General features: G+C 65.5%; 27 protein-coding genes, 1 other RNA gene and 1 pseudogene. 14 read left to right on the forward strand and 15 right to left on the reverse strand.

What is annotated here, in order from left to right:
• The 4 genes from OC184_RS14725 to OC184_RS14740 all read left to right on the forward strand — a co-directional run.
• Nucleotides 1–309 (forward strand): hypothetical protein (locus tag OC184_RS14725; RefSeq protein WP_265507941.1); only part of this gene is annotated, 309 nt, incomplete at its 5' end.
• 39 nt (nucleotides 310–348) lie between these two features.
• Nucleotides 349–2484 carry an AMP-binding protein gene (locus OC184_RS14730; RefSeq protein ID WP_265507942.1) on the forward strand — a complete coding sequence of 712 codons (2136 nt, stop codon included), beginning with the start codon at nucleotides 349–351 and terminating at the stop codon, nucleotides 2482–2484.
• 34 nt (nucleotides 2485–2518) lie between these two features.
• Complete coding sequence (locus OC184_RS14735) at nucleotides 2519–2755, forward strand: acyl carrier protein (RefSeq protein ID WP_265507943.1); 237 nt, start codon at nucleotides 2519–2521, stop codon at nucleotides 2753–2755.
• A 1-nt stretch (nucleotide 2756) separates the two neighbouring features.
• A complete protein-coding gene (locus OC184_RS14740; RefSeq protein ID WP_265507944.1) occupies nucleotides 2757–4007 on the forward strand; it encodes a type III PLP-dependent enzyme in 1251 nt (416 codons plus the stop codon).
• A gap of 179 nt (nucleotides 4008–4186) precedes the next feature.
• Here the strand turns inward: OC184_RS14740 and OC184_RS14745 are convergent, their stop codons facing one another.
• The 6 genes from OC184_RS14745 to OC184_RS14770 all read right to left on the reverse strand — a co-directional run bounded on the left by OC184_RS14745 (nucleotide 4187) and on the right by OC184_RS14770 (nucleotide 13200).
• A complete protein-coding gene (locus OC184_RS14745; protein ID WP_265507945.1) occupies nucleotides 4187–5272 on the reverse strand; it encodes a glycosyltransferase family 61 protein in 1086 nt (361 codons plus the stop codon).
• 256 nt (nucleotides 5273–5528) lie between these two features.
• On the reverse strand, nucleotides 5529–6089 hold the full coding sequence (locus OC184_RS14750; RefSeq protein WP_265507946.1) for a restriction endonuclease: 561 nt from the start codon (nucleotides 6087–6089) through the stop codon (nucleotides 5529–5531).
• 157 nt (nucleotides 6090–6246) lie between these two features.
• Entirely contained in the window at nucleotides 6247–7692 is a 1446-nt protein-coding gene (locus tag OC184_RS14755) for a CYTH and CHAD domain-containing protein (RefSeq protein WP_265507947.1), read from the reverse strand.
• An 81-nt stretch (nucleotides 7693–7773) separates the two neighbouring features.
• Nucleotides 7774–11031 carry an error-prone DNA polymerase gene (locus OC184_RS14760; protein WP_265507948.1) on the reverse strand — a complete coding sequence of 1086 codons (3258 nt, stop codon included), beginning with the start codon at nucleotides 11029–11031 and terminating at the stop codon, nucleotides 7774–7776.
• Nucleotides 11028–12536, reverse strand: a complete 1509-nt coding sequence (locus OC184_RS14765) for a Y-family DNA polymerase (RefSeq protein ID WP_265507949.1) — start codon at nucleotides 12534–12536, stop codon at nucleotides 11028–11030. The genes OC184_RS14760 and OC184_RS14765 overlap by 4 nt, the downstream gene beginning before the upstream one ends.
• Nucleotides 12457–13200 (reverse strand): ImuA family protein, encoded by a 744-nt coding sequence (locus OC184_RS14770; RefSeq protein ID WP_265507950.1) that lies wholly within the window; start codon nucleotides 13198–13200, stop codon nucleotides 12457–12459. The genes OC184_RS14765 and OC184_RS14770 overlap by 80 nt, the downstream gene beginning before the upstream one ends.
• 153 nt (nucleotides 13201–13353) lie before the next feature.
• On the opposite strand from OC184_RS14770, the gene OC184_RS14775 reads away from it, so the two are divergent.
• From OC184_RS14775 to ssrA, 6 genes are all read left to right on the forward strand, one after another.
• Nucleotides 13354–13644 carry a DUF2218 domain-containing protein gene (locus OC184_RS14775; RefSeq protein WP_265507951.1) on the forward strand — a complete coding sequence of 97 codons (291 nt, stop codon included), beginning with the start codon at nucleotides 13354–13356 and terminating at the stop codon, nucleotides 13642–13644.
• Nucleotides 13645–13743: 99 nt separating this feature from the next.
• Nucleotides 13744–14577 (forward strand): BadF/BadG/BcrA/BcrD ATPase family protein, encoded by an 834-nt coding sequence (locus tag OC184_RS14780; RefSeq protein ID WP_265507952.1) that lies wholly within the window; start codon nucleotides 13744–13746, stop codon nucleotides 14575–14577.
• Nucleotides 14574–15683 carry an N-acetylglucosamine-6-phosphate deacetylase gene (nagA, locus tag OC184_RS14785; RefSeq protein ID WP_265507953.1) on the forward strand — a complete coding sequence of 370 codons (1110 nt, stop codon included), beginning with the start codon at nucleotides 14574–14576 and terminating at the stop codon, nucleotides 15681–15683. The genes OC184_RS14780 and nagA overlap by 4 nt, the downstream gene beginning before the upstream one ends.
• Before the next feature lie 141 nt (nucleotides 15684–15824).
• The gene (locus OC184_RS14790) at nucleotides 15825–16241 is read left to right on the forward strand and encodes an oligosaccharide flippase family protein (RefSeq protein WP_265507954.1); all 417 of its coding nucleotides are present in this window, start codon (nucleotides 15825–15827) and stop codon (nucleotides 16239–16241) included.
• Nucleotides 16242–16291: 50 nt separating this feature from the next.
• Entirely contained in the window at nucleotides 16292–17380 is a 1089-nt protein-coding gene (locus OC184_RS14795) for a glycosyltransferase (RefSeq protein WP_265507955.1), read from the forward strand.
• Nucleotides 17381–17384: 4 nt separating this feature from the next.
• Nucleotides 17385–17739: a transfer-messenger RNA gene (ssrA, locus tag OC184_RS14800) on the forward strand.
• Between the two features lie 62 nt (nucleotides 17740–17801).
• On the opposite strand, the gene OC184_RS14805 is transcribed toward ssrA, so the two are convergent.
• The 6 genes from OC184_RS14805 to OC184_RS14830 all read right to left on the reverse strand — a co-directional run bounded on the left by OC184_RS14805 (nucleotide 17802) and on the right by OC184_RS14830 (nucleotide 20674).
• Nucleotides 17802–18686 carry a tyrosine-type recombinase/integrase gene (locus OC184_RS14805; protein WP_265507956.1) on the reverse strand — a complete coding sequence of 295 codons (885 nt, stop codon included), beginning with the start codon at nucleotides 18684–18686 and terminating at the stop codon, nucleotides 17802–17804.
• Between the two features lie 139 nt (nucleotides 18687–18825).
• Nucleotides 18826–19068, reverse strand: a complete 243-nt coding sequence (locus OC184_RS14810; protein WP_265507957.1) for a helix-turn-helix transcriptional regulator — start codon at nucleotides 19066–19068, stop codon at nucleotides 18826–18828.
• Nucleotides 19068–19313: a hypothetical protein gene (locus OC184_RS14815; RefSeq protein ID WP_265507958.1), complete on the reverse strand. Its 246-nt coding sequence runs from the start codon at nucleotides 19311–19313 to the stop codon at nucleotides 19068–19070. The genes OC184_RS14810 and OC184_RS14815 overlap by 1 nt, the downstream gene beginning before the upstream one ends.
• Entirely contained in the window at nucleotides 19310–19669 is a 360-nt protein-coding gene (locus OC184_RS14820) for a hypothetical protein (RefSeq protein WP_265507959.1), read from the reverse strand. The genes OC184_RS14815 and OC184_RS14820 overlap by 4 nt, the downstream gene beginning before the upstream one ends.
• Nucleotides 19666–20511 carry a phage regulatory protein/antirepressor Ant gene (locus OC184_RS14825; protein WP_265507960.1) on the reverse strand — a complete coding sequence of 282 codons (846 nt, stop codon included), beginning with the start codon at nucleotides 20509–20511 and terminating at the stop codon, nucleotides 19666–19668. Before OC184_RS14825 ends, OC184_RS14820 begins: the two co-directional genes overlap by 4 nt.
• A complete protein-coding gene (locus OC184_RS14830; RefSeq protein WP_265507961.1) occupies nucleotides 20501–20674 on the reverse strand; it encodes an Arc family DNA-binding protein in 174 nt (57 codons plus the stop codon). The genes OC184_RS14825 and OC184_RS14830 overlap by 11 nt, the downstream gene beginning before the upstream one ends.
• A gap of 100 nt (nucleotides 20675–20774) precedes the next feature.
• On the opposite strand from OC184_RS14830, the gene OC184_RS14835 reads away from it, so the two are divergent.
• Nucleotides 20775–21374 (forward strand): Arc family DNA-binding protein, encoded by a 600-nt coding sequence (locus OC184_RS14835; protein WP_265507962.1) that lies wholly within the window; start codon nucleotides 20775–20777, stop codon nucleotides 21372–21374.
• 324 nt (nucleotides 21375–21698) lie between these two features.
• A complete protein-coding gene (locus OC184_RS14840) occupies nucleotides 21699–21917 on the forward strand; it encodes a hypothetical protein (RefSeq protein WP_265507963.1) in 219 nt (72 codons plus the stop codon).
• Between the two features lie 4 nt (nucleotides 21918–21921).
• Here the strand turns inward: OC184_RS14840 and OC184_RS14845 are convergent, their stop codons facing one another.
• The gene (locus OC184_RS14845) at nucleotides 21922–22146 is read right to left on the reverse strand and encodes a hypothetical protein (RefSeq protein WP_265507964.1); all 225 of its coding nucleotides are present in this window, start codon (nucleotides 22144–22146) and stop codon (nucleotides 21922–21924) included.
• 274 nt (nucleotides 22147–22420) lie between these two features.
• Here OC184_RS14845 and OC184_RS14850 point away from each other — a divergent pair, with 274 nt between their 5' ends.
• Together OC184_RS14850 and OC184_RS14855 are read left to right on the forward strand one after the other, a co-directional pair.
• Nucleotides 22421–22741 carry a type II toxin-antitoxin system RelE/ParE family toxin gene (locus OC184_RS14850; protein WP_265507965.1) on the forward strand — a complete coding sequence of 107 codons (321 nt, stop codon included), beginning with the start codon at nucleotides 22421–22423 and terminating at the stop codon, nucleotides 22739–22741.
• Nucleotides 22738–23055 (forward strand): helix-turn-helix domain-containing protein, encoded by a 318-nt coding sequence (locus OC184_RS14855; protein WP_265507966.1) that lies wholly within the window; start codon nucleotides 22738–22740, stop codon nucleotides 23053–23055. Before OC184_RS14850 ends, OC184_RS14855 begins: the two co-directional genes overlap by 4 nt.
• A gap of 232 nt (nucleotides 23056–23287) precedes the next feature.
• Here OC184_RS14855 and OC184_RS14860 read toward each other — a convergent pair whose 3' ends face one another.
• On the reverse strand, nucleotides 23288–23647 hold the full coding sequence (locus OC184_RS14860) for a phage tail assembly chaperone (RefSeq protein ID WP_265507967.1): 360 nt from the start codon (nucleotides 23645–23647) through the stop codon (nucleotides 23288–23290).
• A pseudogene (locus tag OC184_RS14865) lies at nucleotides 23647–25073 on the reverse strand (hypothetical protein); the annotation flags it as partial. The gene OC184_RS14860 and the pseudogene OC184_RS14865, both read right to left, overlap by 1 nt.

Consider the following 25073-nt stretch of genomic DNA (forward strand, 5'->3'; position numbering starts at 1 on the left):
CGGTCATCCATCCCAAAATTCTCTCCCGAGATGCAAAGCCATCCGCTCCGCCGTCCCGGCCCCTCAAGCGTCCCCGCCTTCGGTGAAGCGGTATTTAGAGAGACTAAAACACGGGTGCAAGGGAAAAATCGACGTGGGAAAGAAAAAATTGCGTCGCGTCGACGGGCGGCATGTTTCAGCGCCATCTGCCTGCTACGGAGCATCCCTACGCCCTTCCTCCACCAGCCGGGGACACAGCTTAAAGACAGCAAGACCAACGATATCATCTTAACCATGATTCCTCTTGCACGATTTTTGAAGGGGTGCTGATGTGATTGGAGGCATGTGCGCGTGAGCAAGGATCATTAGGTGTTTGAACTGGTAAAAGATGACCTTCGCCGTCATGGCGGAAGCATCACCGAGCCTGCCTTTATCTCGCTCGAGATATACCGGTTCGGCCGGTGGGCCAGCCAGCGGCGGAACAGCGTCGCTCGCGCACTGGCGAACAAGGTCTATGGCTTCCTGAAGATCACCGTCCTTAACGTGACGAAGATCTGGATCCCGCCACAGGTCCAGATTGGGGACGACTTCCATATCATTCACGCCGAGGGGTCGCTCTCGATCCATCCGGACGTAGTGATCGGCGATCGCTGCGGCGTCATGCACAACGTCACGATCGGCACGAACATGGGGGCAGGCGCGCCAGTGATCGGAGACGATGTCTTCATCGGCGTCAACTCGACCATCCTGGGGGGTATCCGCATCGGAGACCGCGTCAGGATTGGGGCCAACACGGCCGTCGCGACCAACGTCCCATCGGATTCGACGGTCTTCGGTTCGCCGGCACGGATCTATCCCCGGTTGACGCCATTCAAGGCGGCGGAGCGGGCGATGACGCCCAGCCAGACGCCCTTGCAGAAAAGTTGCGCTGACATGGCAAGTACAAGCATCTATCGCCTGCTGGCGGACAACCTGTCCGCCAATCGGTCCAAGACGGCGCTGATCGATGCGGCGCGGTCGGTCACCTATGCCGAACTGGTCGCTGAAGCCGATGTGGTGGCGGACTATCTGACGCGCATCGGCATCCGCGCGGGCGACAGGGTCATCGTTCACCTACGCAAGGGGATCGAGGAGGTCGCCGCCATGTTCGGCGTCGCGAAGATCGGCGCGGTGGTGGTGAACGTCAACCATCAGTGGACAGCGCAGCAGCTTGCCTATGTGGCCGAAAACTCGGGCGCACGTGCGCTGGTCACGCGGCACGCCGCGCTGAAGGACCTGCATGGCGGGGCGCTGCCGCCCGCCTTCGTCGGTGTGCTGCTTCTGGGCGACGGCGCCCCGCCGCACGACCTCTGCAGCCTGTGGCGGGATCAGTCCGTCACTGGAGAGGCGCAGGAGGCTGCGCCTGCGGGCGACGATCTGGCGATGATCATCTATACGTCGGGATCGACAGGGATGCCGAAGGGCGTGATGCTCAGCCATCGCAACATCCGCATCGGCGCCGAATCGGTGATCGCCTATCTTGGGCTTCATGCGGACGACCGGCTTTTGTCGGTCCTGCCCTACAGCTTCGACGCAGGGCTGAACCAGCTGACGACGATGCTGATGACCGGCGGCAGCGTGGTCCACCAGCCCGTCGCGATGCCGAGCGAGCTTGTCCGGTCGATCCGCGACCACGGCGTCACCGGCTTCGCCGGGGTGCCGCCGCTGTGGAACCAGGTGGTGCGCTATCTGGATCAGCAGCCGGAAGAATTGCCCTCGCTGCGCCTGATCACGAACACCGGCGGAAAGATCCCGCCCGACATCCTGGAACGGATGCCCCACGTCTTCCCCGGTATCGATATCTTCCTGATGTACGGCCTGACCGAGGCGTTCCGCTCGACCTATCTGCCACCTTCGAAGTTCGCATCCAAGAAGGGCTCGATCGGCCAGGCCATTCCGAATGCGCAGGTTCACGTGATCCAGCACGGCAGGGGCCGCGCCGGCCCCGGCGAGCAGGGAGAGCTTGTCCACGGCGGCCCCCTCGTCAGCCTGGGCTATTGGCAGCAGCCCGAGCTGACGCGACAGAAGATCCGCCCATGTCCGGAGCTGGCCGATCTTCTTGGCGACGCGCCTGTCGTCTACAGCGGCGATCTGGTGCGCGTGGACGACGACGGCGATCTGTGGTTCATCGGGCGCATCGACGACATGATCAAGACCAGCGGCTTCCGGCTGAGCCCGACCGAGGTCGAGGATCTGGTGTCGCAAAGCGGGATGGTCCTGGACGTCGTCGCCTATGGCGTCGAGGATCACGACATGGGCCAGGTGGTCCATGTGGCGATCACGCCGCAGGACGGATTCGAGCATGGGAAACTTCTGGCCCATTGCCGCAGATCGATGCCGCACTACATGGTTCCGCGCCACATCCACGAATGGCCGGGCGCGATGCCACGGACGGCCAGCGGCAAGCTTGACCGGCCCGCCGTGATCAAGGCATCGAAAGCGGCATCCGGCGGCGGCGGCGAATGACCATTACGTTACGTAGAAGAAGGTGTGCTGGCGCATGACAATCACGATCGACAACCTCACCGCGTTCCTGAAGGACTCCATGAACGTCGACGAACCGATCGATCCCTCGACCGAGCTGTTCTCGACCGGGATGCTCGATTCGGTCGCGATGATGAACGTCATCGGCTTCGTCGAGGAAACCGCGCGGATCGAGGTGCACCCCCGGGACGTGACGCTCGAGAACTTCGACAGCGTGCAGCGGATCGTCGACTATGCTGCAAGCCAGCAGTGACATGAGCGATCTTGACGTCCGGCTGGGAAAGGTTGCGCAGAGGTACGGGACCCCGACCTATGTCTATCTGACCGACGCGATCGAGGACCGGTTGAACCGGATCCGGGCGGCGTTGGGACCTTGGTTCGAACTCAGTTATGCAATGAAGTGCAACCCGAACCCTGCGCTTCTGGAATGGCTGGCGGGACGTGTCGATCTGATCGACGTCTCCTCGGTCGGTGAACTGCGGCTGGCACGGCAGTCGGGCTGGGACCCGCTTCGCGCCAGCTTCACCGGCCCCGGCAAGCGCCTGGCCGAGATCGCCGAGGCGATCGACTGCGGCGTCGGCGAACTGGTGGTCGAAAACCTGCGGGAAGCCCAGATTGCCAGCCGCCTTGCAGGGGAGGCCGGACGGACCCAGGACATCCTGATCCGCCTGGCCCCGGCGACCGTGCCGAAAGGGTTCGGCGATCACATGGCGGGCCGGCCCAGTGCCTTCGGCTTCGACATCGAAACGGTCGATCAGGACCTTCCGGCGGTGCTGGCTCTGCCGCACCTGAACGTTGTGGGGCTGCACATCTATTCCGGCACCCAGTGCCTGAAACCGCAGGCGATTTGCGAAAACTATCGCATCTTCATGTCCGTCTTCCGCGACATCTGCGAGCGCTACGACATCACGCCGCGGAAGCTGGTCTTTGGCTCGGGGCTGGGCATCCCCTACCATGCCGGTGATACTGCGCTCGATCTGGATGAGGTTGCAGACGGCATCCGCGCCGACCTCGAGGCTTTCCGCGCCGAGCCGCGCTTTGCCGCATCCCGGCTGATCCTCGAGCTTGGGCGCTTCCTCGTCGGCGAAGCTGGGTACTTCCTGACCAGCGTCGTCGCCATCAAGCCTTCTCGCGGGCATACGATCGGGATCTGCGACGGGGGCATGAACAACCACCTGCCGGCCTCCGGCCATTTCGGGATGGTCATTCACCGGAACTACCGGATGCACCGGATCGGCGGCGGCGAGGCGACGGACAAGTACAATCTTGTCGGCCCCCTCTGCACCTCGATCGACCGGCTTGCCAGCGCCGTGATGCTGCCCCTGCTGGCCGAAGGCGACGTGATCGCGCTGCACTCCAGCGGCGCCTATGGCCCCACGGCCAGCCCGATCCACTTCATCAGTCACACACCCCCGCGCGAGGTGTTGATGACCGGCGACACGATGAGGGACGTCTCCGTCCACCGCGACAGGATTCCCAACGGAATCGGTGACGCTGGCGCCTGAGGAACATGGAAAGCGGCAGGGAATCGCGACGCTAGCCCCGCAGCTCCCGCGATTCAGACAAATGGTTGGCCTTGAGTGATCGTGGCTTCAACTGACGCCGCAGCCCTGCCGCCGAAGATTTTCCATGCAAGCGGTGCACACCCGGTCACGAAGCGACCGGGTGCAGGCTCATCCACCAATCAGGAACCGACGGCGGCCACCTCCTGCAGGCGGGGTTCGCCAGCCTTGGCGATCAGGTCCAGCGTGCGCCTGACCTCGATCCAATCGACCGAGAAGGCGTCGCTCGTTCCCTCTCCGACAATGAAAGCGTACCGCTGTTCCTGCCGGTCGGTAATGGTTTTCAGCGCGGCTACGGTCCTGTCGGGCGGCTGGAAGACCAGCAGCGTCGCCCGGGGCGGCATCACGACGAGGCCGTGGACAAGGTGGCTTCCCTCGACCCCGGCGACGACCTGCGCATGGCCGCACAGCTCGACGATTTCGTCGACGGTCGCGGTTGCCGGGTCAAGGACATGGAAGCCATAGGTCCGCGCCAGTTCGTCGGCGATCTGGCGTTCATTGGTCATGACGCGGGCATCACCGCTGTCTCCGCGCAGCAGGAAGACGCCCGCTGTGGGCTGGCAGCGTCGGCCCGCAAGCAGCCGGCGCCGCACCTCAGCGCAGCGGCGCGACTTGCCCGCATTGTGCGGCAGATCCTCGAACAGGATCAGTTCGTCGAAATGCACCCGATCGCGGCGCAGCGGGTCCATCCCCAGCAGTTCCTCGTAGCGCGGCACATGCCCCGTCCGCCGGGTGCGGCTGGTGACGACGGTGCCGGCGGTTTCGGCCAGCAGATAAGCCATGATGTCATCGCTGAGCCAGTTTCCGAACCACCGGTTGCCGACCCAGCTTTCGTACATCGCGCCGCTCATGATCTCGGTGGGGACACGATAGGCCAAGGGGCGCGACGACTTGGCCCGCAGGTGCCGCTGTGCGCCGTCCGCGTAAAGCACCCCGTCGACAAGATCGACGTTTCTTAGACGCGCCCCCACCGTCGCATCCTCGAAGGTGTCGTAGTCGCCGCGGAAGGCCTTGGCGACGATGTCCAGCGGCGCAAATTCGGTCGTCCTGATGCGCTCGATCTGGCCCGGCAGGAACAGGGCTGGCGGCACATACCGTCCCGAGCCGGGCGCGACCTCCCAAGTTTCCTGCGCCGCGGCGAACAGGTCCGGTGCGCCTCTGCCGGAAAGGCGTCGCAGATAGGCATTCATCGGTCGAAGCGAAAACATGAAACCCTCAACATGGGCCGACAGGGCCCGAACACTCAAAGCCTGCAGGATGCGCGAAGAATGCGTTTTGGCAAGATCCGAAATCTTGCGCGCGACACAACTTTCAGACAGGTGCCCCTGCTGAACAGGGGGTTTCGTCCGGGCATGGGCACAGTTCCGGCCCGTCCAAGCTGGCCCAGGCACACAGGTGGCAGCAGGCTGCACGCCGGCCCGGCATCGCTCGGACCTCAGGGACGTCGCCGCAATCGGCGGGGGGTCAGCGCCCGATCAACTGCCGGATCTCGGCGATGTCGTCCACGTCGAACAGGTGGACGCCAGCCTTGCGCGCCAGTTCCTCGGCGCCGCGAGTATAGGTGCCGGTGGTGACCACCGCTGCGACGTGAAGTCCGTGAAAGACCTTGCCAGCCATCGCCTCTTGCACGGCCTTGTTGCCGACCGAGCCCTTGTAGCGCTTGCACTGGATGCCGACCCTGGTCCGCCCCATGGTCGCGATGATGTCGATGCCCTGGTCGCCGCTGGCCTGCGTCAGCCGCGTCCGCCAACCCTGCTGGCGCAGGCGTCGCGCGACCCACAGTTCGAAATCATGCCCGTCGCTTGGTATTCCGACGGTCGAAGGCGGGCGCGGCTTGCGCACGCTGGGGCGTGACGCCCGACGTCGTGGCAGCGCCTTGCGCCGACGCCTGCGGCCGGGCCGGCGCAGCACCCAACTGGGCAGCAGCACAAGCGCGCAGCCCAGTGCCAGCAGCGCCTCCTGCTTGCGGTGAAGGTCGGCCAGCCGCAGCACGCCCAGCCCGGTGATCAGGGTGCAGAGAGCCATCGCGAACCAAGCCAGGCTGCGCGCGAAAAGGTGGAGTTTCTTCTGCAATGATGCCGGCCGGGTCGATGTCGCGTCCGAGCATAGCCTCTCTCGCCCGAAGGGAACAGATGTGGAACTGCAGGCCATGACGGTAACCGGCGAACCGCCGCTGCCTGCGCTATTTCCAGTAACGGCGGGCGTCGATCAGATCGCGATGCGAGCTTTCGGCCTTCGAGAGCAGCGACTTTTTCCTGCCGCGCGCCAGCAGCACCGCCGAATCGGAATCTCCGCTCAGCCCAAGGCGGTCAAGCAGTTGTGGCGCTGTTGCCAGGTCGTTCAGCGCGCCCAGCTTGTCCTGGACCTTCTTCAGCGCGCCGATGAAGGCCTTCTGTCGCGACCGCTCTTTCTTGCCGTCGAACAGATCCTTGAAGAAGCCCGTCGCATAGCGCAGCTTCTTGGCGTCCTTGCGAAGCTCGTGCCGCGCCGCGTCGTCCAGGTTGGCCAGATGGCGGCCCTTCTTCTTGACCTTGCGGCGAAACCGCCTCAGCGCTCCGGCGGCAAAGTCCCGTGCCGGCTGGGCGCGCTGGTCGGCGATGGTGGATTCGGTCAGCCAGGGGCCGCAGTTCAGCCACTCGACCAGGTCCAGCATCAGCGCGCGCGTTTCCGGTCGCTGCAGGACCTCGGTCACGTGGTCATAGGCCGCCTCGCGTTCGCGCAGGATCCGATCGCGCAGCGGGCCGGGATCGGCGCGCTGCATCAGCACGTCCAGGTCGCGGGCCTGCCCAAGCTCCTTGGAAAGGCGGCCGAGGCGGTCGCGCAGGTCTCGGGCCTGATCCGCCCCCAACAGCGGCTTGAAGATCGAGAATGCCGATCGCATCCGCCGCAGCGCCACGCGCGCCTGGTGCAGCGGCTCGGGCGCGCGACTGTCCAGCAACAGGTCCTCGTTCAGGCGGAACTGCGCCAGGCAATCCTGAAGGATCGCCTGCAGCGCCTCCGCCGCCGTCATGTCGCGCGACAACGGGACGGTCTTTGCCTTGATGCTGCCGCGCTGTGCCTGTGTCAGGCGATGCCCGCGTTCGGCCTTGGAGAGGACAGCTAGGCGCAGCGGCGCCATGGCGTCCAGCTTGCGGGCCAGGTCGAACAAGGGGGCGGCTTTGCCCGATTTCAACTCAAGCTCCAGTTCGCAGACCGGTGTGCGCCGGTCGCCCGAGCTGATGTCGCCCCGGTCCAGCACGGCCTCGATCTGGCTGTCGTCGGCGCGGATGTTCCAGATGCGGCGGGTCACGTCGACCTGGAAGACCCGCATCAGCGGCTGGGAGGGTTCGACGAGGTCGGCCACCGGCGTTTCGCCGTCGATGCGCGGCAGATCGCCGTCAGCCGGCTTTTCCCATTCCTGCCGAGAGAACAGCCCGACGGACGACGTGGCCGAGGACTTGACCGTCTGCGTGCGGTCCGTGCCGGCCTGCCGGATCCGCAGCGACACGCCCGCCGTCGAAAGCGCCCTGTCGGCGGTGTCGAAATAGGTCGAGCGCTGCCGCACCGCCTTCCCCTTGTCCGGCAGCAGCTCTGAACCACCAAGCCGGTCGGCGTGATCGACCACCAGCAGCTTCAGTTCGACTTCCATGCGAGTGCCCCTTGGCGATTACGGCAAGGCAACGCCGGGTGTCGGTGCCCCGTTCCTTTGGCGGCCAGCCGGGCCGTGGGCTCAGCGGAAGTCGCGCGTCTTCACACTGATGCTGTCCAGGTGCAGGTCGCGGATGTACATGTCGCGCGGTTTCGGCCCCGCGGGGCTGCGCGGGTCGGGCGGCGGCGCGCCGCGGTGAAATTCGTCTCCGCGGCCGTGCGGCAGGGGAAAGGCGCCCTGCTGCCCCACGCTGGCGAGGTCCGCTGACAGGTCGGTGATGCGATGCACGACCAGGTGGACGATTTCCCCGCTGCGCTGGACGCGGCCGGCGATGCCGATCATCCCGGCCCCCAGGACGATGCGGCGGTAGGCCTCGAAGACCTTGGGCCAGACGACTAGGTTTGCGATGCCGGTCTCGTCCTCCAGCGTGATGAACATGACGCCCTTGGCCGATCCGGGGCGCTGGCGGACCAGCACCAGGCCGGCGGTCTCGATCCAGCGGCCGCCGGGTGACGACATCGCCTCGGCGCAGGTGCGGATGCGGCGGCGGGCCAGGCCGTCGCGCAGGAAGGCGACCGGGTGGCGGCGCAGCGACAGGCCGGTGCGGCTGTAATCCTCGACCACCTCGCGGCCCGCCGGCATGGGGCGCAGGGGGACGGCGGGTTCGTGCCCGGCGGCATCGGGGCCGTCGTCGCGCAGCATGGCGAACAGCGGCAGGTCGGCGTCCGGCAGCCCCCGGATCGCCCACAGCGCCTGCCTTCGGGTCAGGCCAAGCGACCCGAAGGCGTCGGCCTCGGCCAGGATGGTCAGGGCCGCGACCGGCACGCGGGCGCGCCGCCACAGATCCGCGACCGAGGCGAAGTGCCGTTCGGCCCCGGCCAGCACGATGGCGGTGGCATGGGCCTCTCGCAGGCCCTTGACCATGCGCAGCCCAAGGCGGACGGCAAAGCGGCTGCCTTCGTCCTCGAGCCTGCCGCTCGGCTCCAGCGTGCAGTCCCAGCGGGAGGCGTTGACGCAGACCGGGCGGACTTCGACCCCATGATCCCGCGCGTCCCGGACGATCTGCGCGGGAGCGTAGAACCCCATCGGCTGGCTGTTCAGAAGCGCCGCGCAGAAGGCGTCGGGATGGTGACATTTCAGCCAGGCCGAGGCATAGGCGATCAGTGCGAAGCTGGCCGCGTGGCTTTCGGGGAATCCGTAGGAGCCGAAGCCTTCCAGCTGGCGGAAGGTGCGTTCGGCAAAGTCGCGTTCGTAGCCGCGGGCGATCATGCCGTCGATCAGCTTGTCCCGGAACGCGCTGACGCCGCCGGTGAACTTGAAGGTCGCCATGGACTTGCGCAGCATGTCGGCCTCGCCGGGGGTGAAGCCCGCGCATTCGATGGCGACCCGCATTGCCTGTTCCTGAAACAGCGGCACGCCGAGGGTCTTTTCCAGCACCTTCTTCAGCTCCGGCCTTGGGTAATGAACCGTCTCCAGCCCCTCGCGGCGGCGGAGATAGGGGTGGACCATGTCGCCCTGAATCGGGCCGGGCCGAACGATGGCGACCTGGATGACCAGATCGTAAAGCTTCTTCGGCTTCATGCGCGGCAGCATCGCCATCTGCGCCCGGCTCTCGATCTGAAAGGTGCCGAGCGTGTCGGCCTTCTGGATCATCGCATAGGTGGAGCCGTCGCCCTGCGGAATGTTGGCCAGATCGCGGTGCTCGCCCTTGTGCTGCGCAATCAGTGCCAGCCCCTTGGCCATGCAGGTCAGCATCCCGAGCGCGAGGATGTCCACCTTCATGAACTTGAGCGTGTCGATGTCGTCCTTGTCCCATTCGATGATCTGCCGGTCTTCCATCGCGGCGGGCTCGATCGGGACCAGTTCGTCCAGCCGGTCATGGGTCAGCACGAAGCCGCCCGGATGCTGGCTCAGGTGCCGGGGGGTGCCGCGCAGCTGCTCGGCCAGTTCCAGCATCAGGCGCAGGCGGCGGTCGGCCACGTTCAGGTTCAGCTCGCGCAGCAGCGTTTCGGGGATGCCCTCTTCCGACCAGGCCCAGATCTGGGAGGAAATCGCGCGGATCACGTCCTCGGGCATCCCGAGAGCTTTGCCGACATCGCGCAGCGCACCCTTGGTGCGATAGCGGATCACCGTCGCCGTCAGCGCCGCCCGGTCGCGGCCATAGGTTTGGTAGATCCACTGGATCACCTCCTCGCGCCGCTCATGCTCGAAATCCACATCGATGTCGGGCGGCTCGCGGCGTTCCTCGCTGACAAAGCGCTCGAACAGCAGGTCGCCCTGGACCGGGTTGATCGAGGTGATGCCCAGGACATAGCAGATCGCCGAATTGGCCGCCGAGCCCCGTCCCTGGCAGAGGATGCCGCGCGACCGGGCAAAGCGGACGATGCTGTTCACCGTCAGGAAATAGGGCGCATAGTCCAGCTTCTCGATCAGGCGCAGCTCGTGCTTGAGGGAGGCGACGACTTTGTCCGGCAGTTCCCCGGGATACCGCTCTCGCGCGCCCTCCCAGGTCAGCCTCTCCAGCGTCTGCTGGGGCGTCAGCGCCGGGTCGTCACGCTCTTCGGGGTATTGATAGCGCAGCTCGTCCAGGGAAAAGCGGCAGCGGGCGGCGATCTGCGCGGTCCGGGCCAGGGCCTCGGGATAGCGGGCGAACAGGCGCGCCATCTCGGCCGGGGGCTTCAGATAGCGGTCGGCGTGGCGTTCGCGGCGAAAGCCCAGGGCATCGACGGTGGTGCCCACGCGGATCGCCGTCACCACGTCCTGCAGGATGCGGCGGCCCGGCGCGTGGAACAGCACGTCGTTCGTCACCACCGTCGGCACCCCCATCCGCGCGGCCAGGTTCGACAGGTCGTGCAGCCGCAGCTGGTCGTTCGGGCGGCGGCGCAGGGTCAGCGCCAGATGGGCGCGATCCGCGAACGCATCGCGCAGCCGGCGCAGGCGCAGGGCGCAGGTGTCGTCCGCCATGTCGGGGACGAGGACCGCCAACAGCCCCTCGGCATGGGCCTGAACGTCCGGCCAGTCCAGATGGCAGGCGCCCTTGCCGGCCCGCGCCTTGCCCAGGGACAGCAGCCGGCAGAGGCGGCCATAGCCCGCCCGGTCCAGCGGGTAGACCAGAAGCGACATGCCGCAGCGCAGATCCAGCCGGCAGCCGACGATCAGCCGGACGCCAGTGTCCTCCGCGGCCTCATAGGCGCGCACAATCCCGGCAAGGGAGTTGCGGTCGGTGATGGCCAGCGCCTTCATTCCCACCAGGGCGGCGACGCTGAACAGTTCCTGCGCCGAGGAGGCGCCGCGCAGGAACGAGAAATGCGTGCTGACCTGAAGCTCGGTATAGCTCATCCGAAGACGCCGTGCAGGAACCAGCTCATCGAACCGGTGGCGCGGTCCTCGCCGTCGCCTTGGCGGAAGATCCAGAAGCGGCGGCCTTCGGTGTCCTCGATGCGGAAATAGTCGCGGACGGCCTGGGTTTCGGCCTCGCGCTTCCACCACTCGCCGAAGATGCGTTCGGGCCCGTCGGCGCGGGCGACACGGTGGCGGGTGCCGCGCCAGGCGATCCAGCTGGGCGGATGGTCGGGCAGAAGCGCCAAGGTCTCGATCGGCTCGGGGCGGGGCAGCAGGCGCGCGGGGCGGGGCCAGTGGTCCGGCCAGCCTTCGGCGATTTCGGTCAGGGGGGCGACGCGGGTGACGCTGCGTTCGGGAACCTCGCTGGCGACGGGGGCCATGCGGAAGATGGCGCGGGCACCGACGCGGTTGGCCAGAACGTCCACCAGGCCCGAGACATCGGGGGCGGCGGGTTCCAGAGGGCTGCTCGCCTGACGGGGGGCGAGGGGTTCGGCCAAAGTCGCGGTGAGCGACATGATCTCGATCCCGAAGCCCGGGTCGATGGTCGGGATCTTGTCGCACAGCAGCCGCGTCAGCCGGGCCGGGTCGCGCTGCGGGGCGGCAAGGCCCACGCGGACGGGCTGGGCGTGGTTGTCCACGCGCCAGCAGATCAGGTCCAGACGGCGCGCACCGAGGCCGCGTTCCTCGAGCTGGCGGCAGAGATCGCGGGCCAGCTTGCCGATGTAGCGGGCGATGGTCTCGGCCGCGCCAATAGGCTCAGCGAAGGCGCGGCGGGTGGTGGCAAGGCCAGTGGGCCGCAGCGGGTCGATAGGCTCGCCCGAGGCGCCAAGGGCCTGATCCAGCCGCCGCCTTACCTCGGGACCGAAGCGGCGGGTCAGAGGGGCGCGGGGGATGGCCATCAGATCGCCGATGGTCTGGAAGCCCATGTCCTGCAGGCCGCGCACCGTCGCGGGGGCCAGCCGCAGGGCGGCCAGCGGCAGGGGCGCCAGCATGTCGCGCGCAGTGCCGTCCGGGGCGATCGTCAGCGGACCGGTATGGCGGGCCAGCGCATGGGCGGCGCCCCAGGTCTCGGCCAAGGCAAGGCGGACGGTGACGCCCGACAGGGTCAGGCGGCCGAGCAGCGCCTCCAGCATGGCCGCTTCGCCGCCATGCAGGTGGGCGGTGCCGGTCGCGTCGATCACCACCCCGTCCGGCGGATCGACCGCCACGATGGGCGCAATGCACTGCATCAGCCACAGGGCCAGCCGTTCCAGCGAGGCCAGGTCGGCCTCGGTGTCTTCGGCCAGAACCTGAAGGTCCGGCACCATCGCCTGGGCCTTGGTGACCGGCATTCCCGGTAAAAGGCCAAGTGCGCGCGCCGCCTCGCAGGCGGCGGTCACCACGCGGCGGTTGCCGATGCGGCCCGACAGGATCAGCGGCGTCTCAGCCGAAGGCGTAGGACCCGCCCGCCGCAGCCGGTCGATCGGCCACATCGGCAGGCAGACCGAGATGACCCGTGCCATCGCAAGCCTCCAGTTCCAGATCAAAACATTCGCCGGCCCGCGCACGGACCAGTTGCACGAGCCAGCGGGCACGGCCGAGGCCAGGGACGGGCAAGGGCGCCGAGGGCAGTTCCGTCACCCGCCAGCGCGTCATCGAGGCGGTGGGCTGGCCGAAATCGTCCGCCTCGGCCTGCCGCCGCCAGCGGCGCAACGCGATGCCGGTGGTCCCCGTCGCCTTCGCCGCCAGATGCAGCCGGCGCGAAGCGATCATCGGCAGCCGCCCCACCTCGGCCACGACGGCGGCAAGACCTCCGTGGCGCAGACCTTCCTCCATCGAGGCCAGGACCGTGCGATCATCGCCCGCCTCGACATGGATCACCCGGCCTGGCGGCAGGCCCGCCTGCTCCAGCCCCGGCGCGAACAAATCGGCTTGGGTCACGCACCAGAGCACCGGCCCCGGCAGGCGTGCCGCGATGCCGGCCGCGAAACAGGCCGCCGCCGCGCCGTCGACGGTTCCGTTGCCGCCGCCCGCCACCTCGTGCAGCGCACCAAGCGCCAGCCCGCCCTGCGGTAGCCGCCGGTCCAACTCGCGCACGCCGAAGGGCAGCACGCCCTGCACCCGCCGGCCATCGCCTTCCAACTGGGCGATGCGGGCACGAAGCAGGGCAAGATTGCGGTCACGCATGGATGATCAACTGTTGGAATGGTTCTTTGTTCCCTTTTTGTTCTTGTGCGTCCGGCAAGTCAACCGGCCGTCGCCAATCATGATGACCGCCTTATTCTTGACAATTTAAATTGGGTATTATAGCCGGGCCTTCTTGTGCGAAAGGATGTCCCAATGCAGATAATCGCTGATTTTCCCACCGTGCGCGGACAGGCCTTGATAGGCACGATGACCAAGCATTTCGGTCACAAGATCCCGGTCACGCTGACGGACGACCAAGCCGAACTGCGCTTCGAGATGGGCGAGGCCCGCGTCAGTGTCATCCCGAACGGCCTGCGCCTGGCGCTGACTGCCGAAGATGCCGACCGGCTTGAGAGGTTGCGCGACGTCGTCGAACGCCACCTGCTGCGCTTTGCCCACCGCGAGGATCCCGCACCTCTGGATTGGATGCCCGTCCCGGCCTGACAGGCAGGGCGCCGGATCAAGACGATTGACCCTCGCCGCACTCTCAGTGCATCCGGGCCGCTAATGTTCGAACCGCAGGCGCGCCAAGGAGGCCGAAGGGTGCTGTATCTGGGAATCGACGGCGGCGGGACCGGCTGCCGCGCAGCCATTGCCGATGCCCATGGGCGCATCCTGGGGCGGGGCTCCGGCGGGCCCGCGAACATCAACTCGGATCCGCAGGGGGCCACGGTCAGCATCCTGGCCGCAGCCACCGCCGCCATGGTCGAGGCCGGGGCGCGGCCCCGTGACCTTTGCGCCGTGCTGGGTCTGGCGGGCGGCGGCATGGCCCAAACCGCCGCGGCCATGCAGGCCCGCCTGCCCTTCGCGCAAAGCCGCGTCGTCAACGACGCCGTCACCGCCACCCGCGGGGCGCTTGGCCGTGCCGACGGGATCCTGCTGGCGGTCGGCACCGGATCGGTCCTCGCCGTTCAGCGGGACGGCCGGCTGCGGCAATACGGTGGGCGCGGCTTCCTGATGGGCGATGAGGGCAGCGGCGCGGTCCTGGGCCGGACGCTTCTGGGGCTGGCCATGCGCGCGGGCGACGGCTTTGCCCCCGACACGCCGCTGCTGGCGGGTATCCGCGACGAGTTCGGCGGATTCGAGGGGATCATCGCTTTCGGCAACCGCGCCACGCCGGCAGAATTCGCAACCCTTGCGCCGCGCCTGACCGGATCGGACGACCCGGCGGCGCGGCTGATCCTGGACGAGGCCGCGGTGCAACTCTCCTCTGCCATCGGCGTCCTGCAGGACGGCCAGCGGCTGCCCGTGGTCTGCACGGGCGGGCTGGGGCCGGTCTATGAGGCGCGGCTGCAGGGCGACTGGCCGGTGCGACCCGCCCTGGGCGACGGGGTCGACGGCGCCCTGTCTCTGGCCCGCGACGGGGCCGCGCCATGACGCGCCACGTCCTGGCGCCCGAATGGCTGTTCGACGGCTGCGACCTGCTGTCCGAACGGGTTGTCGTGGTCGAGGGCGCGACGATCGCGGACGTGATCCCGCGCCCGGCCGATCTTCAACCGTCACCGGGCATTCTTGCGCCGGGCTTTGTCGACCTTCAGGTCAACGGCGGCGCGGGCCTGATGGTTGGCGCCGACACCGACGCGGACGCGCTGGCCCACATCTGCGCCGCCCATCGCGCCCTGGGCTGCGCCGGAGTCCTGCCGACGCTCATCACCGACCGCCCCGAGGTGACCGCGCGTGTCCTGCAGGCCGGGTTCGAGGCCGCCCGCCGGAACGTTCCCGGTTTCCTGGGCCTGCATCTGGAAGGGCCGCACCTGGACCCTCGGCGTGCTGGCGCACATGATCCGGCGCTGATTCGGCCAATGTCGGACACGGACCTGTCGCAGATGATCGCGGCGGCGTCCCGGCTGCCCGCGCTGATGCTGACCGTCGCGCCAGAGGCGGTCAGCCCGGGCCAGATCGCAGCGCTGTCCCGCGCCGGGATCATCGTCAGCCTGGGCCACAGCGACTGTTCCCTGCCCGCGGCGCAGGCAGCCTTCGCGGCAGGCGCGACGGCGGTGACGCACCTCTTCAACGCCATGAGCCAGATGGGCCATCGTCAGCCCGGCTTGGTCGGCGCGGTCTTGGCGGGCGATGCCCATGCCGGAATCATTGCCGACGGCATCCATGTCGATCCGGCCGCGCTGTCGGTGGCGCTGCGGGCGCGCCCGACCGGGCTGTTCCTGGTCAGCGACTGCATGGCCGTGGCGGGCACCGATCTGCCTGGGTTCACGCTGCAGGGCCGCCGCATCCTGCGCCGCGATGGCCGGCTGACCCTCCAGGACGGCACCTTGGCAGGTGCGGACCTGAGGCTGGACCGTGCCATGCAGGTGATGGTCGGCGCGGGGGCGACACGGGCGCGGGCGCTGGCCATGGCGACCTCGGTTCCGGCGGGGCTGATCGGCGCGCCGCTGGGGCGCATCGCCAGCGGCCAACCGGCCGACTTGGTATGGCTGGACGACGACCTGACGTTGCGCGGCACGCCTGATCCAGCTTCAGGCTGATCCACTCTGGACCGCCGCCCCGCGCCACGGACGTGCCGTTACGGAAATTCATGCTGCAGCGCCGCATTTGGGGTGGTCACCAGGTGGCGCTGGTTCTAGCATGGGGGCTTGTCGACACCGGGCACATCGCGATCATCGGACATGGGATCAGACAGCACAGGCGGAGACGTCAGCCAATTCGACCCGCCTGCGCAATCGCTCGGCCGGTCCGTCAGCCGGGGTGCGGCTGTCACCGGCGGCGCGCAGATCGTCAAGCTCGGCTGCCAGATCACCTCGGTGATCGTGCTGTCGCGCCTGCTCCAGCCCGAGGACTTCGGCATCGTCGCCATGGCCGCGCCGGTCGTGGCCTTAGTGGGGCTGTTCCAGGACATGGGCCTGACCCAGGCGACGGTCCAGAAGAAGGGCCTGACTCATGCCAAGGTGAACAGTCTCTTCTGGATCAACATGGCGGTCAGCGCGCTGCTGGGGGCGACGCAGGTGGGCCTAGCGGGGGACGGCGACGAAAGCGACCTGCAGACGCTGAAACGGGTCATCCGGTCGAAGGTGCTGCCACAGTAACGTGCGACGAACGGCCCCAGGGCCAGGGTTTTCAGGAAGGTAAGGCGTTCATGGTCAATGTTCTTTTCGCGGGCGGCAACGGCTATACGCCCGAATTCAGCGGTGGCGTCCAGTCCAGCACCCACCACTTGGCACGGCAGCTGCAGGCGGCGGGCCACCAGCCGTCGGTGCTGGCGGCGCTGTTCGGTGGCGGCTTCTTCGGCTTCAAGAGCCGGGCGAAGCTGAAGCTGTCGCGCCAGCCCGCGGTCATCGACGACTATCCAGGCTATCCCGTCGTGCGCGCCTGGTTCCCTTGGGAGGCGGCCGAGTTCGCGACCCGCAAGCTGCGGCCCGACGTGGCCGTCGTGCAGTGCCACAAGTCCGTGCCGATCGGAAAGGCGCTGCAGGCCTGCGACGTGCCGCTGGTCGTCTACCTCCGCAATGTCGAATTTCACGAGCTGGGCGGCGACCTGCGCGAACTGACCTCGGCCCGCTATATCGCCAATTCGGAATTCACCGCCCGCGCCTATAAGCACCAGTTCGGCATTGATTCGGTCGTCATCCCGCCGACCATCGACCCGGTGCAGTACCGCACCGGCAGCAGCAAGGACTTCGTCACGCTGATCAACCCCTATGCCGAAAAAGGGTTTGAAAAGGCCGTGGCCATCGCCGAACAGTGCCCCGAGATCCAGTTCCTGTTCGTGGAAAGCTGGAAGCTGGACGACGATCACCGGGCTCGGATCGAAAAGACGATCGCACCGCTGAAGAACGTCCGGCTCGAGGGACGGACGAACGACATGAAGACGGTCTATGGCCGGACGCGGATCCTTTTGGCTCCCAGCAAGTGGGAAGAGGCTTGGGGCCGCGTCGCCTCGGAAGCGCATTGCAGCGGCATCCCGGTCGTGGGATCGCGCCGCGGCGGCCTGCCGGAGGCGATCGGCAAGGGCGGCATTGTCCTCGACTATGACGCGCCGCTGGAGGACTGGGTTGGCGCCGTCAGGCGGCTCTGGTCGGACAAGGCGCATTACCAGCAGCTGTCTGAAGCCGCCTTCGAATTCTCGAAGCGCCCGCAGATGCAACTGGACAACCAGTTCGCCCTGTTCCTGGACACGATCACCGAAGCGGCAGCATCGTCCTGGGACACCCGCCGCGCCGGCTGACCGCCATCTTGCAGCACAGGATTGCATGCCCTATATCTGGGGTGTCCGGAGCGATCCGGACTATGGACATAAACGCGCTCGTAATAAGCGGATCGGACCCGGGGGCGGTACCCGGCGGCTCCACCAGATCACCCTCGTTGGGGGACAATGGGGCCGAAACAGGATCGACGAACGTCTAAAGGGGTTTGCTTTGTCTCGGTGAGCTACCACCGATATCGGTGCAGATTGTACAGTTGCCAACGACAACCGTGCTCCGGTCGCGCTGGCTGCGTAAGCAGTCCGCAAGATCGAAACCTAAGCCCTTGCGCCTAGCAGCGTAAGGCGGGGCCCGCAGGAGCCTGGCAACAGAATCCTGCACTTCATTCTCTGCTCCTTAGAACATTGTTTTTGCTGCATCTCTGGTGTCCAGTTTTCCAGCGTTTTACAGTTTGCGTTCCCGGTATTCCCTCAGGACCGCCTTTGCAGCCGCCTTCCGGTCTTGGTGACGGCTGTATCTCTCGACCATTTCCACCGACATCCCGATGGTTGCGCTGATCTGCAGGGCGCTCATTCCGTCCTGCCGCAGCCGGATCACCGCGTTGGCTCTCAGGCCATGCCAGACGGCATCCTTGAGTTCCGGGTGCTTCTCCCGTGCGGCGTCGAAGACTTTCCACAGTTGATTCGTGGTAACGACCTTCCCGGCGTTCTTTCCACTGTCCTGCAGCAGGAACGGGCCTGGCCGCTTCTCCCATGTTGCCATCTCCCGCTCCAGTTCGGGGAAGATCGGACATACAGGCTGCACGCCGGTCTTCTTCTGTCTCAGGGTCAGCGTGTCGCCGTCCACGTCAGTCCAGCCCAGCCTGATGATGTCGCTGGCTCTCTGCCCTGTGTAGCGAGCCAGAAAGAACGCCCGCCGCAGCATCCCCGTCAGGTTCTTCTCAGCAAAGGCCAGTTGCTCGGCCGTCCACGGCTTGTGCCCTTCATTCGACTTGAAGGTGCTGACGCCATGCGTCGGGTCGGTGCTCAATAGGCCCCGCGGGCCGCGTGCCCATGAGGTCATGCTGCGCAGCGCATAGAGGATGTTGTTTGCCCTGCCCGGCTTCTCGGTCCCTATCTTGTCCATCAGGGCCTCGACATCGGCAGGCCGCAGATCCTCGGCTGGAAGATTGCCCCACAAGCCTCTGATGACCTCTAGATAGCGCCGGTAGGTGTCCTGCGTGCTCGGTGTGAGCTTGCGGCGCAAGCCGGGCCACGCGGCGATGTAGGCGTCGATCAGGGCACCGATCGTGTCGGACGGCTGCGGTGCGCCTTGTAGCTGCCGGATCATGGCCCAAAACTCGGGCGAGCGGGGATCGTCAGGTAGCTTGAGGCGCGGACCAGCATGTGCCGTCCCGCGCCCCACCTGGAAGTAGTAGTAGTCCCTGCCTCGGGATCGCACGCGATGCACGCCCCGCGGCAAGCTGATGCTAGGTGGCATGTCGCAGCGCCTCCTGGAACGGGCTGACCGAGAGCTGGTCGCCATGCGACAGGTGCGCCTCGACCTCGGCCCAGCACCACCGCACCGATCCTCCGATGCGGCGTGGCTTGGGCAAGAGGCCGCGCGAAACATAGCTATCCACCGTTGATTCGCTGAAGCACAGTTCAGCCGCCAGTTCCTCCTTCGAGGGATAGGCCGGAGGACGATCACCATATACCGCGCGGCGCTTCATCAAGCAGCGTCCTTCCTCTCGACCTGCAGCCGCAGCTTCCATTCCTCCGCGTGCAGTTCTTCCATCCTCTCCATCCCCTTGTTGATCGTTCGCACCAAGGCCAAGATGCCGTTCGAGATCGGGTCATTGTTGTGGAGGCCGCTGTAATCCGTAGCGACTTCGTAGAGGATGGCCGACAGACCGAGCATGTTGGCGATATGCACGTCGGTGTCGTCGTGCGCGTCTGTCCAGGTCCGCTCGCTCATGCTGCACCTCCGATCAATTCACGGGCCTCGGCCCAGAGTTCACTGCCACGCGGGCAATTCTCGATGTCGTGCTCACCGAGGCATGTCTGCGCCATCAGCTTGCAGATAAAGTCCAGCGGCCCCTGTGAGGGCACGTCCAGCACGTCATCGGCCATTTGATAGACCTGCTCGCACCAGCGGTTGTTATCTTCGTCGGTCAGGTCCCCCTCACCGGCCGCTGCCCACGCTATCCGAGCCGCGTCCCATGCACGGTAGAGCCGCATGACGGGCGTCTCGGCTTCTGCGAAGGCGGTGGCGGGAACGATGCCAGCGCAGCCAAGCGCCGGCGCTGCAGTCAAGATCTGGCGGCGGTTCATGCTGCACCTCCTTCGATCAGGGTGACGGTCGGGAAGATCAGCTTTGCCAGCGTCGAGAGGCCCTTCGGCGTCACGCGAGCCTGGGTGACGACCTTTTCCGTGCCATCAGGGCGGGTGAACGTGGTGACGCGGTGTTCCATCACGCCCGAGGTCAGCCGGGGCGCGTAGGCGATCCAATCCTCGCCCTCCCCGCGCCGGAAGATCCACCCGTTGTTGCCCATCCACTCGAAGAGATCTCTGCGGCGGATGCCGAGGGTTTTGGCCGCGTCAGTGATGCAGAGGCTACCCTCGGCGCCGATCAGTTTGTCATGAGCCTGCACCGTCTCCTGCATGGCCTCGATCTGCTTGGCCTGCTCTTGGTTCACCTCGATCAGCTGCGAGGCGATCAGGGCGAGCTGCTGCGGATTGCGCACGTCGATGGCGCTGGGCGCAGCCTGCCCTTCCAGTTCCAGCCAGCGGTCGATGATGCGCTTCCGCAAGACGACATTGTAGCCGGCGACGAGCGTCAGGGTCAGATCCTTGGGCAGGCTGAAACCTTCGTAAGTCTGACCGTTCTGAGGGTGTGTCCAGTTTTGGGCATACCCCCCTTCCGGCAGGTCAAGCTGCTCCAGCATCTTGCGAATGTCCCTAAGAACATGGCGGTGATCCTTCCCGCACAGCTCCGCAAGCTCACGGGACAACATTCTGATCTCACCGTCGTCCGCTGCGGCCGTCGGCAGGTTGATCATCGGACTGACTTGCTCCATATTCATGGAAACCTTCCTTTCGAGAGAGTTGGGATTGGTCAGGGCCGGGCGTGGTGTTGGTAGCACCTGCTCGGCCTGTTTTATTTCAAGCTGCATTGCTGGCATCTTCGGGCGATCTTGCAGCTTCGCTCACCACGCCCTCAAGCGCGGCAAGGATCTCCTGGTTCATTGAGCGCCGATTGCGCACCGCTTGACGCTTGATCGCCTCTCGCCAACCTGAGGGCATCCGCACGATGAACCGTTCGCCTCCCATTTTCATAAAGCCTCCATATGCCACCGTGGCATCTAACCTATGCCACCGTGGCATCATAGATTCAAGAACTTTCTTATGCCACCGTGGCAGAAACCAAGGATCGACGATGACAATCTCCACGAACCGTGAAAGCGACCGCTTTATGCTCCGTCTTCCTGACGGGATGCGCGACATCATCAGGAGAGAGGCAGAACAGAACAATCGCAGCATGAACGCCGAGATCGTTGCAACGCTGCAGAGCCACTATGAGTCGGGGGGACTAGAACTTCCGGAGTCCATTTTGACAGTTCTGCGCGGCCTAGCTGAAATCCGACAAACACCCGTTCAGTCGCTTATCATTACCGCATTGCGCCGGCTTTACGGGCAGAGTGTTGACGCTGACCGAGACCCGCTTGTCATCGACGTCCCGCCACCGTTGAGGGAAAAGTTGACATCGATCATGCATACGTCGGAGTCCACCAGAACTTTGCTAGGAGAGTTTCATAGCTACTTGGATGAAAAGTATCGAACCGACATCGAGGGTTATGATGGCAAGGATCTTCTCGATGAAATCGCAAACCACACAAAGATGCTTCAAAACTCGCTCCTGTCGCAGGACTCAAAGCAAGTTCTAATCAACTCCATCTATAAGAAGACAGAACAGCTAAAGAACATGTTAAAGCATAGAGTTTCCGCAGCACCCTCGGCCGATGACGCTGATTCGTAACGAACAGACCAAGCTGCTGGCGACCTACCTCAACGGTCTGGGCATCGCAGTGTTCGCGGTCGGATCTCTCGCGCCTGTCTTTACAAGCCTTTACGGCGACCGAGGCCCGACTGGCTTCATGGCGTTTGTCAGCATCCTTTGCCTTTTGGCCTCGGCATCCCTACATTTGATTGCAAGGCGTGTTCTCAGGAGGCTTGAGCCATGAACGAACTCACCATGCTGATCGCCCCTGTGGGCGGATTGATGATTGCCGGGTTCCTTGTCTGGTATACTGGGCGGCGCGACAAGCACGACAAGCCGCACCATCCGGCTGAGTGAAGCTAGATGAAACTGGTCGACACTTTTCAGTGCATCGATGATGACGGTGTGAAGTATGAAGTCGAAGAATACGCCGAAGTCATCCGCGTCGCGCATATGCAAGACGCCAGCGCTACTACCTACGGCATGAGAGAATATCGAACGAAGGACGGGCTAGGCCTTCGTCCTTTAGGGTCTGGCCGCTTTCATTGTCAGACACTTCTGAAAGAATTGCGGCGGGTCTGAGGGATCACCTGCCCCGGCGGATCTGGGGGACTGCTTCACCATCCACCATGCTCATTCGGGTGATGATGTGCTTCGGGCCGTTCTTAGAAAAACGCGCCATCTCGTTCCGATTGAACGCTTCATGGAATGCGGTGATTGACTGCGGCGGAATGTCGAACTTAACAGGGTCCTCTCCACGGACGTTTGTCACCTCGGCGCTTGTGCCGCCGCTGAAGTAGATCATCGCCATGGCATGCTCTCCTAGGACATCTCCCTCTACCTTAGCCGTCTACACCTTGCTATGAAAAGGCCCCGGCAACCTCACGCTGCCGAGGCCCCTTTGCCCGAACGCGCACGCATGCAGAACCGTAACAGGGGTGTTGCGCCTCCATTAACCTGAAAAGTGAATTTCCTTGCCATCTCGCTAGGGGCGCGGTATACGTAAGTTACGCAGTTGAGTGAGTAGCCTAATGCATACAGTTCTCGAAACTGGGTCATACCTCAGATCCGCAATCGACGCAGGTATGACCGAAGAGGACCGCCTGCAGCTTAACGTCTTTCTGTCTCACAATCCAGACGCCGGAGATCTAATCCCCGGCACCGGAGGAGCAAGGAAGCTAAGGATACCACTCAAGGGCAAAGGGAAAAGCGGAGGTGCACGTGTAGTCACTTACTATTGTGGTGACGATGTGCCTGTCTTTCTGCTCGACGTTTACGCGAAGGGCGACAAGATCAACCTCAGCCAGAAGGAACGGAATGAGCTGAAGCAAGTTCTATCGGACATAGCTGATGCTTATAGAGCTAGTTGCAGAGAAAAGACCAAGAGTATCGGGAGAGCATCGTGAGCAAAGCTGGGGAAAGATTGATTGGGGCAGCGAAGGAAGCCCTGTCGATCGCGCGGGGTGACATTGAGCCTGCCGGCACCTTTATTCCCGCAGATATCGACGTTCGTGGAATTCGCACTAAGACTAAGTTGTCGCAGGAGGATTTCGCTGCGGTTTTTGGGTTCTCTGTGTCGCAAATCCGTCAGTGGGAGCAGCACCGCTGCCGGCCACTAGGGGGCGTCCGCGCCTATCTCATGCTGATCGATGCACGTCCCGATGTTATGGTAATGATGCTGCGTGAAATGGCGGCTTCCAAGGCTGCTGAAGCAGCATAATACGTCTCGAATCAGCGTAAACTTAAATCAGGCCCCGCCAATTTGGTGGGGCTATTAACGTGAAAGGTGGCTGCCCCCGGTGAAGGTCCGTGACAGCCTGCGCCGTGCCTCCCATAAGATGAAAGAGGCCGCGCCTTGACGGGGTTGTCGGCTCATGGAAGCCGGGCACTCACCGTCTGATCCCAGATGCTTCGCGGCGAAGCTCCGCAGGGCGCATCCTGGCCCTGTCTCTTCATCCCCCGGTGATTGCGTCGAACAACCCGGCCGACAGCGGGGTGTCGCTGACCATCGGCTGTGGAGATGCGCCCGAGGCGGCATTGCCCATCCGGCGGGCGGCATCGCGCATCCACACCTCATCCAGCGCCATGATGATCTCGGCGTGATGCGGGGGTAAAGGCCGGCGCATCATCTGCGACCAAGCGGCCAAGGCCTCCCAGGTGATCGGGTTCGGGCCGTGCTGGTGGTAGCTGCGCGCCCGTGACAGCGCCAGGAAGGCGTCGAGGATGTCGCCGCCCACGTCGGGCATGCGAGGCCTCTTGCCGTCCAGCAGCGCCTCCAGCGTGCGGCAGAGGATCTTTTCGAGCTTCGCCATCATCCGTGCCTCTTGCGATGGTTCACCTGGGCCGCCGCGACACGCTGGTTGAAGTCGCGATCGTGCTGGCGGATGCCATAGGTGACACCCTCCTGCACTTTCTTGTCGACGAAGGCTGTCAGGTTGCCGGACTTCTGATCGACGCCGACCGTCACGTGCACCTCGACATCCTGCCTGCCGCCGCCCCCCGGCCCTGACAGCATGTTCCGTGTCTGGCTGGCGTTCCAGATCCGGGCCGCCCCCGTGGCCTCCAGCTCGGGGCCGTTCTCGCCCACGATGCGCAGCCCGCCCTGGTGCATCCCGCCAGTGGCGAAGCGAGGCGTCAGCAGCCCGCCGAGGCCGCTGGCAATGCCGCCCATACCCGGCAGCCCCATGACGGCATTCATCATCTGCACCTGTGCGATCTGCATCAGCAGGTTGCCGACCGCTTCCTTGGCCGACATCGAGCCGTCGATGATCGAGCCGAACATGTCCGACAGCGCCGCCTTGCCCCGCTCCGACTGGTCCTTGATCTTCTCCAGCCGCTCGGCCGCCTGCTCGGCATTGAGACCGGCTGTGACATAGCCCTGCGCCAGGCGGTCGATCTCCGCCGACAGTTCCGGGGTGATGACCTTGCCCGCCTGCTGGGCCGCGTGCAGCAGCTCGGCGCGGGTGCGGGCATATTCCAGGGCATCGCCGTATTGCTGATTGCTGGCGGCTGCCGCGACGATGCTGGCCGCCTCGGCCTCCAGGGCAAGGGTGCGGTCGCGGATCGCCTGCGCCTCCTGCTGGTAGTCGTCCAGACGCTCGCGGGCAGCGCCCCCACCGCCACCACGGGACCGACTGCCGCCACCCCCGCCCCCGGCCGATCTTGCGGCTCTGCGGGCGTCCTCGGCGGCCAGAGAGGCGGTTGCGAAGTCGGTGGCCTGCTGGGTGGTCAGGGTGGCGCCGCTCTCGCCTGCGCGCTTCCTGACAGCCTCGACCTCACGCTGCAGGCGAAGCTGGTCCTCGGTGGCGCTGTTGCGGGCTTCCTCGGCCGCGGTGAAGCTCTCGGTGGCGGCGCGCTGTGCCTCCAGGCTCTCCATGCTGGCCGCCTCGGCTGCATGACGGTCGCGCATGGCCTGGGCCGCCTGCTGGTCAGGGGCTACCCCTGCGGCGCGCGAGAGGGCCGCGCCCATGCTGTTCGCCAGGCTGATGATGCCGCCGATCACCCCGCCCAAGCGTTCGAGCTGGCTGATGACGCCAGAGAACTGCACCCGGTCGCCCGCGTCGAGCTGATCGAAGGCACTGGCCGCAGCGTCCTCGATGTCGCCCAGCTTCGCCGTAAAGTCCTCGCCAGACACCTCGCCGTCGCGGAAGGCCTCGACCAGCGTCTGCATCTCGCCATACGCCGCGCGCAGTCCGTCAGCCGCGTCATCATAGCCCAAGCTGTCCAGCTTGCTGATGG

The organism is Paracoccus rhizosphaerae, assembly GCF_026162645.1.
Lineage (GTDB): Bacteria > Pseudomonadota > Alphaproteobacteria > Rhodobacterales > Rhodobacteraceae > Paracoccus > Paracoccus rhizosphaerae.

Bases quoted from the DNA above. Each gene is read 5' to 3' on its own strand.
- OC184_RS14735 (WP_265507943.1), top strand. From the start codon at position 2,519: ATGACAATCACGATCGACAACCTCACCGCGTTCCTGAAGGACTCCATG.
- OC184_RS14740 (WP_265507944.1), top strand. From the start codon at position 2,757: ATGAGCGATCTTGACGTCCGGCTGGGAAAGGTTGCGCAGAGGTACGGG.
- OC184_RS14745 (WP_265507945.1), bottom strand. From the start codon at position 5,272: ATGTTTTCGCTTCGACCGATGAATGCCTATCTGCGACGCCTTTCCGGC.
- OC184_RS14750 (WP_265507946.1), bottom strand. From the start codon at position 6,089: ATGGCTCTCTGCACCCTGATCACCGGGCTGGGCGTGCTGCGGCTGGCC.
- OC184_RS14755 (WP_265507947.1), bottom strand. From the start codon at position 7,692: ATGGAAGTCGAACTGAAGCTGCTGGTGGTCGATCACGCCGACCGGCTT.
- OC184_RS14760 (WP_265507948.1), bottom strand. From the start codon at position 11,031: ATGAGCTATACCGAGCTTCAGGTCAGCACGCATTTCTCGTTCCTGCGC.
- OC184_RS14765 (WP_265507949.1), bottom strand. From the start codon at position 12,536: ATGGCACGGGTCATCTCGGTCTGCCTGCCGATGTGGCCGATCGACCGG.
- OC184_RS14770 (WP_265507950.1), bottom strand. From the start codon at position 13,200: ATGCGTGACCGCAATCTTGCCCTGCTTCGTGCCCGCATCGCCCAGTTG.
- OC184_RS14775 (WP_265507951.1), top strand. From the start codon at position 13,354: ATGCAGATAATCGCTGATTTTCCCACCGTGCGCGGACAGGCCTTGATA.
- nagA (WP_265507953.1), top strand. From the start codon at position 14,574: ATGACGCGCCACGTCCTGGCGCCCGAATGGCTGTTCGACGGCTGCGAC.
- OC184_RS14790 (WP_265507954.1), top strand. From the start codon at position 15,825: ATGGGATCAGACAGCACAGGCGGAGACGTCAGCCAATTCGACCCGCCT.
- OC184_RS14795 (WP_265507955.1), top strand. From the start codon at position 16,292: ATGGTCAATGTTCTTTTCGCGGGCGGCAACGGCTATACGCCCGAATTC.
- OC184_RS14805 (WP_265507956.1), bottom strand. From the start codon at position 18,686: ATGATCCGGCAGCTACAAGGCGCACCGCAGCCGTCCGACACGATCGGT.
- OC184_RS14810 (WP_265507957.1), bottom strand. From the start codon at position 19,068: ATGAAGCGCCGCGCGGTATATGGTGATCGTCCTCCGGCCTATCCCTCG.
- OC184_RS14815 (WP_265507958.1), bottom strand. From the start codon at position 19,313: ATGAGCGAGCGGACCTGGACAGACGCGCACGACGACACCGACGTGCAT.
- OC184_RS14820 (WP_265507959.1), bottom strand. From the start codon at position 19,669: ATGAACCGCCGCCAGATCTTGACTGCAGCGCCGGCGCTTGGCTGCGCT.
- OC184_RS14825 (WP_265507960.1), bottom strand. From the start codon at position 20,511: ATGCAGCTTGAAATAAAACAGGCCGAGCAGGTGCTACCAACACCACGC.
- OC184_RS14830 (WP_265507961.1), bottom strand. From the start codon at position 20,674: ATGAAAATGGGAGGCGAACGGTTCATCGTGCGGATGCCCTCAGGTTGG.
- OC184_RS14835 (WP_265507962.1), top strand. From the start codon at position 20,775: ATGACAATCTCCACGAACCGTGAAAGCGACCGCTTTATGCTCCGTCTT.
- OC184_RS14840 (WP_265507963.1), top strand. From the start codon at position 21,699: ATGAAACTGGTCGACACTTTTCAGTGCATCGATGATGACGGTGTGAAG.
- OC184_RS14845 (WP_265507964.1), bottom strand. From the start codon at position 22,146: ATGGCGATGATCTACTTCAGCGGCGGCACAAGCGCCGAGGTGACAAAC.
- OC184_RS14850 (WP_265507965.1), top strand. From the start codon at position 22,421: ATGACCGAAGAGGACCGCCTGCAGCTTAACGTCTTTCTGTCTCACAAT.
- OC184_RS14860 (WP_265507967.1), bottom strand. From the start codon at position 23,647: ATGGCGAAGCTCGAAAAGATCCTCTGCCGCACGCTGGAGGCGCTGCTG.